Genomic DNA, 12651 nt, shown 5'->3' with positions numbered 1-12651 from the left:
AGAAGCGCATGGTAGCATCTTATGCAAGCCAAGTTAAAAAAGAGCTTGCGTCACTAGAAGTTAACGATGAGCATGCCAAATCTGAACTAGCCGCATTCATCAGAATGAGCGGTTCAATTTCAATTGGTCATAAAAGGCTACAACTTAATGTTATAACTGAACATCCAGCCACAGCTCGACGCTTATTTTCCTTGATGAAAAAAGTATATAATATTGAACCTGAAATTATTGTTTCAAGAAAAATGAAACTCAAAAAGAATAACCAGTACGTTGTTAGAATTAAAGAAAAAGTATCAGAAATATTAGATGACTTAAAAATCATGAAGCCTAATTCTTTTGATATTAGTACAACGATTCCACAACGTGTTATTGACAGCCAGCAAGATAGCATTTGTTATTTAAGAGGCGCATTTTTGACAGGTGGCAGTATTAACAATCCTGAAACTAGTCGATATCACTTGGAAATTTATTCAAATCATCGTAATCACAATGAAGCAATCGCCAAAATTATGAATAAATTTAGTTTAAATGCTAAGACTACGCAAAGGCGAAGTGGTTACATCACCTATCTAAAAGGTGCAGAACAGATTGCTGAATTTTTAAATATTACAGGCGCAACAAGTGCGATGCTAGCTTTTGAAGATTTAAGAATTATGCGAGACATGAGAAATTCGGTTAATCGCTTAGTGAATTGTGATACTGCTAACTTGAAAAAAACAGCAAATGCTGCGGCTAGACAAGTTGAAAATATCAGTTTAATCGAGCAGACTTATGGATTAGATATGTTACCAGAAAAACTACAAGTTTTAGCTTCATTTAGATTAAAAAATCAAGAAATGTCACTAAAAGAACTAGCTGCAAAAATTCCAGATGGTCCAATTTCAAAATCTGGAATCAATCATAGATTTAAAAAGCTAAATGATATTGCAGACAAGATTAGAACAGAATAAATAAATTGGAGAATCGGTTATGGATAATGAAATTATTCTAGGAGAGCAGCTATGCTTTTCGATTTATCAAGCAGATAAATTTTTTAAGAGATTTTACTCAAAAGCACTAGAACCCTTTAATTTGACGTATGCACAATATATTGTAATGCTTGCTTTATACGAGCATGAATCAATGTCTGTAAAAGAGCTGGGTGAAAATGTAGGTCTTGATAGTGGAACGCTAACACCTTTATTAAGAAGGCTTGAAAAGCTTGATTGGGTTAAGCGTCGTCATTCTTCAGAAGATGAACGTCGATTAATTTTGAAGCCAACACCTTCAGCTCTTAAAAAGCGTCAAGAGTTGTATGATCATCTCAACTTTTGTTTGAGTAAATTAGACTTAACACCAGAACAATATCAATCATTGAGAGAAACGATGACACAATTAGGTTCAAAACTATCAAAAATCAGTTTTGAAATATAAAAAAAACACGCCTCATAAAATTGAGGCGTGTTTTTTATTGATTGAATTATCATTAACGTTTGTTAGTCATGATTTCGTCAATCAAACCGTATTCTTTTGCTTCTGGTGCAGTTAGATAATGATCGCGTTCAGTATCTTTTTGAATAGTTTCAATATCTTGTCCAGTTGCATCAGCTAAAATTTTGTTCATTTTTTTACGTGTTTTTAGGATTTCTTCAGCGGCAATTTCAATTTCAGTTGCTTGTCCTTGAGCACCACCAAGAGGTTGGTGAATTAAAACTGTTGAGTTAGGTAAAGCAAAACGTTTACCTTTTGTTCCACCTGCAAGTAGGACACTGGCCATTGACGCAGCCATACCTGTTGCAATTGTTTGAACATCAGCTTTAATGAAGTTCATTGTATCTAAAATAGCTAATCCAGAAGTGATAACCCCACCAGGTGAGTTAATGTAGATTGAGATATCTTTTTCAGAATCTTGGGCATCCAAGAAAAGTAATTGTGAAATAATTGAGTTAGCCATTTGGTCGTTAACTTCTCCAGATAACATGATAATACGATCTTTTAGTAAACGAGAATAGATATCGTAAGAACGTTCACCACGAGAAGTTTGTTCAATAACTGTTGGTATAAGCATATTTTAAGTGCCTCCTTTTAGTAATTAGCACTCTTTTAAGTACTGTGCTAATTTAATCATAAAATAAGAATAAGGTCAATATGCAATGACTAAATTTACTAAGCTAAAACCAGCTGTATTCTAAATTAAACTGGCGTTTTTATACTAAAATATGATATCTTAAATTTATATTAAGTATTATAATAAAACATTATTTGTGTGAGAGGGTTTACAATGAAAAGCAAAATTATGCTAGTTGTGATGAGCTTTGCACTCTTAGTGAGTGGTATTTTTATGACCAGTCATCAAGAGATCGCTAAGGCTGAAGAAAAAAAAGTTTACCAGATTGGGACTGATGTAACGTATCCACCTTTTGAGTTTGCTAATTCAAGCAATACAGAGTACATAGGAATCGATATTGATATAATAAAAGCGGTTGCTAAGGCTGAAAATTTTGAGGTTAAGATTTTACCACTTGGCTTTAGTGCTGCAGTTCAAGCACTTGATACAGGTCAAGTAGATGGTGTGATTGCTGGGACAACAATTACTGCTGACCGTGAGAAGAAAATGGACTTTGGAACACCATATTTCAACACAGGGGCAGTTTTTGTAACGGCACAAAATAATGATTCAATCAAGTCCATGGAAGATGCTAGAGGTAAAAGAGTCGCAGTTAAAACAGGGACAGCCGCTGCTAACTATGGTATTGAACAAGCTAAAAAATATGACTTTACAGTTGTAACATTTGATGACACTAATTCCATGTATCAAGATGTTTTGACTGGTAATTCTGCTGGTTTGTTTGAAGATATGCCGGTTATTACCTATGCTATTAACCAAGGGACAGCTTTAAAGGTATCTTCAGAAGCTAACACAACAGGTCAGTATGGTTTTTCAGTTAAAAAAGGTCAAAATCAAGAATTACTGGAAGCCTTCAATAAAGGTCTTGAAAAAATTAAGCAGAGTGGCGAATACGATCAAATCGTGTCACGTTACTTAGGAAAAGACGCTTTAGAATTACAAAAGCAACAAAAAGAAAGTGAAAGTACTTTTGGAGGGTTGCTAAAAGTTAACGGTACTGCATTATTAGATGGATTAAAAGAAACAATGGCATTGACGATTATGGCCATTTTCTTTGCAACTATTTTTGGAATTGTCTTCGGATTAATGGGCGTTGTCCCAAGTAAAATCTTAAATGGTATTTCAACGACAGTTATTTATATTTTCCGTGGATTGCCATTGCTAGTATTAGCATTGTTCATTTATACAGGTATCCCAAGCTTAACAGGGGTAAAAATTCCAGCTGTTGTTGCCGGAATTATCACCTTAATGTTCAATGAAGGGGCTTATACAGCGGCCTTCATTGCAGGTGGGATTAAGTCTGTTGATAAAGGACAAATGGAAGCAGCACGTTCACTTGGATTACCATTTGGTAAAGCCATGAGACGAGTTGTGCTACCACAAGGAATTAAGTTAATTATTCCATCATTTATCAATCAATTCATTATCACATTGAAAGATACGTCAATCTTATCGATTATCGGATTAGTTGAACTAACACAAACAGGTAAGATTATTATTGCTAGAAACCTTGAAGGATTCAAGGTTTGGGCAATTATCGCACTAATTTACTTAGTAATCATTACCTTATTAACATGGGCTTCTAAATACGTAGAAAGAAGGTTGAACAAATAATGGCTAAAAAAACCGAAAACATTATTAAAGTTCGTGACTTGCAAAAGAGTTATGGCGACAATCACGTGATCAAAGGCGTTGATTTAGACGTTAAACGTAACCAAGTTGTGGTTATTATTGGACCTTCTGGATCAGGTAAAAGTACTTTCTTGAGAATGCTAAACCATTTAGAAGAACCAACTGGTGGCAATATTAACATTGATGGTCATGATTTAAACAGTAAAGAAACTGACATCAATAAAGTCCGTGAAAAAATCGGCATGGTGTTTCAACACTTTAACTTATTTAATAACTTAAACGTGATTGATAACTTGACTTTAGCACCAAGAGAACTAGGCTTAATGAGTCAAGAAGAAGCTGAAAAGAAAGCGCGTCAATATCTTAAACGTGTGGGTCTAAGTGACAAAGCAGAAGTCAAAGTTGACTCACTATCAGGTGGACAAAAACAACGTGTCGCAATTGCGCGTTCACTTGTGATGAACCCAGATGTGATGCTTTTTGATGAACCAACAAGTGCGTTAGATCCTGAAATGGTTGGCGATGTTTTAGGCGTTATGAAAGACGTGGCTAAAGAAGGAATGACCATGCTTGTGGTTACTCACGAAATGGGATTTGCTAAAGAAGTAGCAGACCACGTGTTATTCTTTGATCAAGGACACATTATTGAACAGGGAACACCTGAACAAATCTTTGATCATCCACAACACAAACGAACACAAGACTTTTTATCAAAAGTGCTATAATCAAAAAGCTACCGCGATATCGCGGTAGCTTTTTTTAATTGTTAATATTTTTTAAGAATGCGTTGAATATGGCCTGGCTTTCATTAATAAAGAAGTTGTCAGGAGTAACTTGAGCAACGGTTGTCGTTTGGAAATGAAGACCTTCAGTTGGTAGTCCCCAGATGAATAAGTTTTTAACCAATTTATCTTCATGGTTGATAACTTGATTAGTTTTACGATCGACTGCAATAGCACCTGTCTGCAAGTTATCGTCGTTGTTGAGTTTATGTGGTTTGATTGTGGTGTTCAACAGTTCCTTGTAAACAGGGTCATGTGCAGTGATAACAGATTCTTTAGGTAAACGGCTTTCGATTAATGTTGTCGCTTTGATATTGTGCCAGTGATTTTTAATCATAAATTGGTTATCAAAAGGTTTAAATTCAACAGGCGGTGCAATGAAATGGACAATATTAGACCTGACAAGTGCTTCTAACTCTAATAAACGTGTCACAGCAGGACCAGCAGCTAAAAAGTTATTCAGTGACTTGAAGTTACCCAAGAATTGGTTGACGTAATCTGATGGATCAAATAAATCATTTTCGATAATAAAACGAATACTCTTTCTAAGATCACGAATCATTTCAAGTGTTGTTGCCAGTGGACTAGTTTGATTACCTTGTAAAGCTTCTGTTGCATCGTGAAGCAAAAAGTTTCCGATAGTAGAGGTGAAGTCGTCTAAATCACTAGGTTTGATTTCTGCTTCGGGTTGGATTAACTTATCAAAATCAAAGAGACGGTGAGGTAAAAATTGTTTTTTGATATTGTCATCAAGATGGCCGTCAGATAATTGATTGAAAACTTCTTTTTGACTTAGATTAGGTAGGCTTTTTGTGTAGTACACATAGGCTAAATCCTTTACCATCAATTTAAGAAATGTTTGATAGGACAAGCTAGAAGGGTTAAGTGTTTTGAGATAAGAGCGTGTTAAAAATTTTGGTGTCATTGTCTCAGTTAAACCTTTTTCATAGTTTCCTTTAGCATGAGAAGGGTAACCACGTCTTGAAAAGCCATACATAAGTGGTTCTTGACCGCTTTTGTGATAATGGTATCGACCTTTGTCATCTATTGTGAAGTGGCCGCCTCGACCTTGAGTTAAGAGTGTCACGTAATCATAAAAGGTTAATCCTAAACCGCGTAAAATTACTTTTTCTTGTGGCTTAATTGTTTCAAGGTTAGTTAAACTAGGATTTTTAGCTGGAATATAAGTAAGATTATGGTTAGCAGCAAAGTCAATTAACCTATCTTCGGATTTTGTAAGTGTATTTAGAGGAAATCCAGTCGCCATAAATACTGCTGAAAAAGAATCTGTAAAACTTGAAGTCTGAACTTCAAACAAATTAGAAGAAGTAACGGTAACACTTGTAACTTCTTGATTAATAAAATTAATAGAAATATTCTTTTGTGTAAGGGTATCAACTAGCTTTTTAAAAGCCCATTTAGCATAGACACCGAATAAACTTCTTGAAGCATAGTCAGTGGCAGACAACCTTTCAACTTCGGTTAAAAGTGCTTCTTTTTGACTAGGTGTCAGTTGTGAATCTTTAATAGCTAAAGAACTACGTGGTGATTTAATCCAGTCAAAAAAGCTAGGAGACTCTGATGTGTTTTGACTAAATAAAGTTGCCTGACCACACGGGGTATTCATAATTAAAAGATGATTTTGGTCAGCTATCCAAACACTGCCCCCTATATCAAAAGAATCAAAGACGATAACGTCTAATGATTCATGACTTAGCTGTTCACTATTCAAGTTGATTTGATCAAGTGTCGAAATTCCCCGAGGTCCAGCCCCAACAATTGCAATTTTCATAATTAAACCTACTTTCTTATTCACTATATAATGATTACTTATATTTTAACATTTTTAAACCAATAAAAAACCGCCAAGCACTCAATGAGAATGCTTGGCGGTTTAAGAATGATGCACCTCCTGGGAGTTGAACCCAGATTTCAAGAACCGGAATCTTGCGTGCGATCCATTACACTAAAGGTGCGACACAACGAGAATTATAACAATAAAATTATAAATAGCCAACAAATTAAAAAATAAACTTTTCACTTGAAAAGAATTTTTATAGTTGGTATACTCTACTTGTCGAATGAAGGAGATAGCAAAAAAGCTACTTCTTAATTTTTTGAAATTAATGGGTCACTCAACGACATCTAAGGGACGTTTTGAGACCCAAAAGGAGTGCCGTTCATGTTAAATAATTTATCGTGGATTGAGAATATCGCTCCGGATTTCTTAAAGGTCATTCGACAGCGATATGAAATTTTACAACAAATTTCATGGCTTTCTCCAGTTGGAAGGCGGTCTTTAGCAGTTAAACTTGGGCTTTCTGAAAGAAGTATGCGTACTGAAACAGAATATCTTAAACAAGTTGGACTGATAGATATTGGCCGTCGAGGGATGACTTTAACTGAGAAAGGTGAGCAAACGTTAGAACAATTAGCACCAGTAATTGCTAAAGTGTATAACGTAAGTCAGATAGAATCTGACTTAGCTGCACATTTACAAATCGCTCGTGCGGTGATTGTTCCGGGTAATACCGATGTTCAGCCACACCTTTCGAAGTCATTAGGTGATGCACTTAATGATGCATTAAAGTTGCTTTTACCACTTGGGCATAATATCATTACTGTTTTCGGTGGTGTGACAATGTCTAGTGTAGCTTCACAGCTCTCACCAACTCTGAACCGACATCGAGACCTGCTATTTGTTCCTGGTCGAGGTGGATTAGGGGAGTCAGTTGAAATTCAAAGTAATACCGTTTGCCAAATGATGGCAAACAGTACACATTCACATTATCGTACTTTGTATTTACCTGAGAATGTTAGTTCTGAGGCGATGAAGTCTTTAATCAAAGATGAAAATATTGGTGATGTGCTAGACTTTATTTCAAATAGTGACGCTGTAATTCACAGCATCGGGGATGCACAAATCATGGCAAAGCGTCGAGGCTTGAGTCTTGAGACAAAATCGATGTTGACAGAAAAGAAAGCCGTTGCTGAATGCTTTGGGTACTTCTTCAATCAGCAAAGTCAGATGATATATAAGATACCCAGAATTGGTTTGCAATTAGAGGATCTTAATCGAATACCCCGTGTTTTTGCCGTAGCTGCTGGTCAAAGTAAGGCCTTAGCTATTGAAGCATACATGAAACATGCGCCTAGTCAGTCATGGTTAATTACTGACGAGGGTGCCGCTAACTCGATTTTAAAAGGGAAATAATGCCCCTTTAAAATAATTTTACATAATTCCTAAGGAGGAACTGTTATGACAGTAAAAATTGGTATTAACGGATTTGGACGTATTGGTCGTTTAGCATTTCGTCGTATTCTTGAATTAAACTCAAGCGATATCGAAGTTGTTGCAATCAATGACTTAACAAGTCCATCATTATTAGCTCACTTATTAAAATATGACTCAACTCATGGTACATTAAACCATGAAGTTAGTGCTACAGAAAACGCAATCGTGGTTGACGGTAAAGAATACCACGTATACGCAGAACCTCAAGCACAAAACATTCCTTGGGTTAAAAACGATGGTGTTGACTTCGTACTAGAATGTACAGGTTTCTACACATCAAAAGCAAAATCACAAGCTCACTTGGATGCAGGTGTTAAACGTGTATTAGTTTCAGCTCCAGCTGGAAGCGATCTAAAAACAATCGTTTACAACGTTAACGATGACACATTGACATCAGAAGATACAATCGTATCAGCTGGTTCATGTACAACAAACTGTTTAGCTCCAATGGCTAACGCTCTAGACAAAGAATTTGGTCTTGAAGTTGGTACAATGACAACAGTTCACGCATACACATCAACACAAATGATTCTTGATGGTCCAGTTCGTGGTGGAGACCCTCGTGGTGCTCGTGCTGCTGCTGCAAACACAATCCCTCACTCAACAGGTGCTGCTAAAGCTATCGGTTTAGTTGTTCCTAGTGTGAACGGTAAATTACAAGGACACGCACAACGTGTACCAGTTGTAGATGGTTCATTAACAGAATTAGTAACAATTTTAGACAAAAAAGTTACTGCTGACGAAGTTAACGAAGCAATCAAGAAATACACAGAAAACAACCCAAGTTTTGCTTGGAACGAAGATTCAGTAGTATCAAGCGATATTATCGGTACAACTGCTGGTTCAGTTTTCGACCCAACTCAAACAGAAGTTACAACTGCTGGTGACAAACAACTAGTTAAAACAGTTGCTTGGTACGACAATGAATACGGATTTACATGTCAAATGGTTCGTACTCTATTGAAATTCGCAGCTCTTTAATTAGATATTCCAACTTTTAATAACTAGTTTGGAGTTAAAGGCGGAGGGAGATTAACTCCTTCCGCCTTTTTTAAAGAAATTTTGGAGGTAAATCATGGCTAAATTAACTATTTCTGATGTTAATGTAAAAGATAAAAAAGTTCTTATTCGTGCTGACTTTAACGTGCCTATTAAAGATGGTGTTATTGGAAACGATAACCGTATCGTTGCAGCACTTCCAACAATCAAATACGTTCTAGAAAATGGTGGAAAAGTTATCTTACTTTCTCACTTAGGTCGTATTAAATCTGACGAAGACAAAAAAGCTTTAACATTAAAACCTGTTGCAGAACGTTTAAGTGAGTTACTTGAACAAGATGTTACATTTGTTCCTACAAATGAAGGTAAAGAACTAGAAGATGCTGTTAACAATTTAGGTGACGGCCAAGTTCTATTAATGGAAAACACACGTTTCCAAGATATTGATAACGATTTTGGTAAACGCGAAAGTAAAAACGATCCTAAATTAGGTGAATACTGGGCATCATTAGGTGATGTATTCGTAAACGACGCTTTCGGTACAGCTCACCGTGCTCACGCATCTAACGTTGGTATTTCTGAAGCTATGAAAGCTGCTGGTAAACCAGTTGCTGCTGGTTTCCTAATGGAAAAAGAAATCAAATTCTTAGGTGAAGCTGTTGATAACCCAGTTCACCCATTCGTAACTATCTTAGGTGGTGCGAAAGTTTCAGATAAAATCGGTGTTATTGAAAACTTAATTCCAAAATCAGACCACATCTTAATCGGTGGTGGAATGGCTTACACATTCTTAGCTGCTAAAGGTCACAACATTGGAAAATCATTATTTGAAGAAGATAAATTAGACCTTGCAAAAGAACTAATTGAAAAAGCTGGCGACAAATTAGTATTACCAGTTGATAACATTGCCGCAGCAGAATTCTCAAATGATGCAGCTCACGAAGTTGTTGGGGAAGATATTCCTGATGGCCAAATGGGTCTTGACATTGGTCCTAAATCAATTGCACTATTCAAAGAAAAACTAGCAAATGCTAGAACAGTTGTTTGGAATGGACCAATGGGTGCATTTGAAATGAGTAACTTTGCTGAAGGTACTCTAGAAGTAGGTCGTGCTTTAGGTGCATTGAAAGATGCAACTACAATCATCGGTGGTGGTGATTCAGCAGCAGCAGCTATTCAATTAGGTATTGCTGACCAAATCACTCACATTTCTACTGGTGGTGGTGCTTCTCTAGAATACTTAGAAGGACAAGAATTACCAGGAATTGCTTCAATTTCTGATAAATAATATCAATTCGGAGGTTTTTAAGATATGCGTACACCAATTATCGCAGGAAACTGGAAATTAAATAATAACCCAGAAGAAACAACAAAATTTGTTGAAGCTGTTAAAGATCAACTACCTGCTTCAGATAAAGTTGAATCAGTTATTGCTGCACCAGCAGTAGACCTTTCAGCATTACTTGCAGCAGCAAAAGGTTCAAACCTTAAAGCAGCAGCAGAAAATGCATACTTTGAAGATGCAGGTGCTTTCACAGGTGAAACAAGTCCTAAAGTTCTTTCAGAAATGGGAATTTCATACGTTGTTATCGGACACTCAGAACGTCGTGAATACTTCCACGAAACAGATGAAGATGTAAACAAAAAAGCTCACGCTATTTTCAACAACAACATGACACCTATCATTGCTGTTGGTGAAACTTTAGAACAACGTGAAGCTGGTGAAACAGATGCATTTGTTGGTGGCCAAGTTAAAGCAGCTCTTAAAGGACTATCATCTGATCAAGTTGCTAGTTTAGTTGTTGCTTACGAACCAATCTGGGCAATCGGTACAGGTAAAACTGCTACAAGCGAACAAGCTCAAGAAACAGTTCATGCAATCCGTGAAACTATTCGTGCAGAATTCGGTGACGAAGCTGCTGATAAAGTTCGTTTACAATACGGTGGTTCTGTAAAACCAGATAGCATCAAAGAATTAATGGCTCAACCAGATATCGATGGTGGTCTTGTTGGTGGTGCTAGTTTAGATCCAGAATCATTCTTAGCATTAGTAAACTACCAAGATTAATTAAACAAAAGGTTTAATAATTCATCGAAATAGTATAAAATATACTTGTATAATAAAGATTAAAGGAGATAATGAAATGTCTGTAATTACTGATATTTTAGGTCGCGAAGTTTTAGATTCACGTGGAAACCCAACTGTTGAAGTTGAAGTTTACACAGAAATGGGTGGCTTCGGTCGCGCAATCGTTCCATCAGGTGCTTCTACAGGTGAACACGAAGCTGTAGAATTACGTGATGGTGATAAATCACGTTTTGGTGGTAAAGGTGTATTGAAAGCTGTAGAAAACGTAAATACACAAATCGCTAAAGCAGTTATTGGTTTAGATGTTACTGACCAACGCGGTATCGACAAAACAATGATCGAACTAGATGGTACAGAAACAAAAAGTAAATTAGGTGCTAACGCTATTTTAGGTGTTTCACTAGCTGCTGCTCACGCTGCTGCTGATGAACTTGGCTTACCTCTTTACGAATACTTAGGTGGACCAAACTCATACGTTATGCCAACACCTATGATGAACGTTATTAACGGTGGGGAACACGCTGACAACAACGTTGACTTCCAAGAATTCATGATTATGCCTGTTGGTGCTAAAAGCATTCACGAAGCTGTTCGTATGGGTGCAGAAACATTCCATTCACTACAAGCTATCTTGAAAGAACGTGGCGACAGCACAGCTGTTGGTGACGAAGGTGGATTTGCTCCTAACCTTGAAAACAACGAAGCTCCATTTGAAATCCTTGTTGAAGCTATCCAACGTGCTGGCTACAAACCTGGTGAACAAATCGCTATCGCATGTGACGTTGCTGCTTCAGAATTCTACGATGCAGAAAAACGTAAATACGTTACAGTTGCTGACAACAAAGAATACACAGCTGAAGAATTTACTTCATTGCTTGAATCACTTGTTGAAAAATACCCACTTATCTCAATCGAAGATCCATTGGATGAAAACGAATGGGATGACTGGAAAACACTTACAGATCGTCTAGCTAAGAAAGTTCAAATCGTTGGGGATGACTTATTCGTAACAAACACTTCATACCTAGAAAAAGGTATCGAAATGGGTGTTGCAAACTCAATCCTTATCAAAGTTAACCAAATCGGTACTTTAACAGAAACATTTGACGCTATCGAAATGGCTAAAGAAGCTGGTTACACAGCTATCGTATCTCACCGTTCAGGTGAAACAGAAGATACAACAATCGCTGACCTAGTTGTTGCTACAAACGCTGGTCAAATCAAGACAGGTTCATTAAGCCGTACAGACCGTATTGCTAAATACAACCAATTGATGAGAATCGAAGAACAACTTGGCGATACTTCAAAATACAAAGGTATCAACAGTTTCTACAACCTAAACAAATAATTAATTTATTAGTTTAATAAAAAGCAGGCTTGAGTTATCAGGCCTGCTTTTTTGTAGCAATAAAACCAGATATATGTTAAAGTTGTAATAGTAAATAGTGTGAAGTCTCTAAGTTATGGAGGGAAAATCTTGTATAATATTGTTTTAGTTTTATTGGTGATTGTTTCGGTGTTAGCAATTATCGCCGTTATGGTACAACCATCTAAACAGCAGGATGCATTGAATGCACTTTCAGGAGGAGCAGGAGAGCTTTTTAGTGGACATACTAAAAAGCGTGGATTTGAAGCGTTTATGGAACGACTAACATCTGTTCTTCTCGCATTATTCTTTATTCTTGCGATTATCTTAGCTATGCTTACAAAATAATCAAAGCCTCCTATTTATTGGGAGGTTTTATTT

General features: G+C 36.6%; 12 protein-coding genes. 10 read left to right on the top strand and 2 right to left on the bottom strand.

Going from position 1 to position 12651, the window contains the following annotated elements; all coding sequences use genetic code 11:
* The first annotated feature begins 8 nt into the window (after positions 1-8).
* Both whiA and JNUCC72_RS03930 read left to right on the top strand, forming a co-directional pair.
* A complete protein-coding gene (whiA, locus tag JNUCC72_RS03935) occupies positions 9-950 on the top strand; it encodes a DNA-binding protein WhiA (RefSeq protein ID WP_454143105.1) in 942 nt (313 codons plus the stop codon).
* 19 nt (positions 951-969) lie between these two features.
* Entirely contained in the window at positions 970-1413 is a 444-nt protein-coding gene (locus JNUCC72_RS03930) for a MarR family winged helix-turn-helix transcriptional regulator (protein WP_454143103.1), read from the top strand.
* A gap of 52 nt (positions 1414-1465) precedes the next feature.
* Here the strand turns inward: JNUCC72_RS03930 and clpP are convergent, their stop codons facing one another.
* Positions 1466-2047 (bottom strand): ATP-dependent Clp endopeptidase proteolytic subunit ClpP, encoded by a 582-nt coding sequence (clpP, locus tag JNUCC72_RS03925; protein ID WP_454143101.1) that lies wholly within the window; start codon positions 2045-2047, stop codon positions 1466-1468.
* 213 nt (positions 2048-2260) lie between these two features.
* Here clpP and JNUCC72_RS03920 point away from each other — a divergent pair, with 213 nt between their 5' ends.
* Positions 2261-3721, top strand: a complete 1461-nt coding sequence (locus tag JNUCC72_RS03920; protein WP_454143099.1) for an ABC transporter substrate-binding protein/permease — start codon at positions 2261-2263, stop codon at positions 3719-3721.
* The gene (locus JNUCC72_RS03915) at positions 3721-4464 is read left to right on the top strand and encodes an amino acid ABC transporter ATP-binding protein (RefSeq protein WP_454143097.1); all 744 of its coding nucleotides are present in this window, start codon (positions 3721-3723) and stop codon (positions 4462-4464) included. Before JNUCC72_RS03920 ends, JNUCC72_RS03915 begins: the two co-directional genes overlap by 1 nt.
* Positions 4465-4498: 34 nt before the next feature.
* Here the strand turns inward: JNUCC72_RS03915 and JNUCC72_RS03910 are convergent, their stop codons facing one another.
* Positions 4499-6313, bottom strand: a complete 1815-nt coding sequence (locus JNUCC72_RS03910) for an FAD/NAD(P)-binding protein (RefSeq protein WP_454143095.1) — start codon at positions 6311-6313, stop codon at positions 4499-4501.
* 390 nt (positions 6314-6703) lie between these two features.
* Between JNUCC72_RS03910 and JNUCC72_RS03905 the strand changes: the two genes are divergently transcribed.
* The 6 genes from JNUCC72_RS03905 (at position 6704) to secG (ending at position 12618) form a co-directional block, all read left to right on the top strand.
* Complete coding sequence (locus JNUCC72_RS03905; protein ID WP_454143093.1) at positions 6704-7735, top strand: sugar-binding transcriptional regulator; 1032 nt, start codon at positions 6704-6706, stop codon at positions 7733-7735.
* 45 nt (positions 7736-7780) lie between these two features.
* Positions 7781-8797 carry a type I glyceraldehyde-3-phosphate dehydrogenase gene (gene gap / locus JNUCC72_RS03900; RefSeq protein WP_454143091.1) on the top strand — a complete coding sequence of 339 codons (1017 nt, stop codon included), beginning with the start codon at positions 7781-7783 and terminating at the stop codon, positions 8795-8797.
* 94 nt (positions 8798-8891) lie between these two features.
* On the top strand, positions 8892-10103 hold the full coding sequence (locus JNUCC72_RS03895) for a phosphoglycerate kinase (RefSeq protein ID WP_454143088.1): 1212 nt from the start codon (positions 8892-8894) through the stop codon (positions 10101-10103).
* A 24-nt stretch (positions 10104-10127) separates the two neighbouring features.
* The gene (gene tpiA / locus JNUCC72_RS03890) at positions 10128-10883 is read left to right on the top strand and encodes a triose-phosphate isomerase (RefSeq protein ID WP_454143086.1); all 756 of its coding nucleotides are present in this window, start codon (positions 10128-10130) and stop codon (positions 10881-10883) included.
* A 76-nt stretch (positions 10884-10959) separates the two neighbouring features.
* Entirely contained in the window at positions 10960-12252 is a 1293-nt protein-coding gene (gene eno / locus JNUCC72_RS03885) for a phosphopyruvate hydratase (protein WP_454143084.1), read from the top strand.
* 129 nt (positions 12253-12381) lie between these two features.
* Positions 12382-12618, top strand: coding sequence for a preprotein translocase subunit SecG (gene secG / locus JNUCC72_RS03880; protein ID WP_454143082.1), 237 nt, complete (start codon positions 12382-12384; stop codon positions 12616-12618).
* Positions 12619-12651: the final 33 nt, after the last annotated feature.

The sequence above is a fragment of the Holzapfeliella sp. JNUCC 72 genome, from assembly GCF_053668685.1.
The sequence above is the reverse complement of the archived record's forward strand: the minus strand, read 5'-3'. Positions and strand labels throughout refer to the sequence as shown.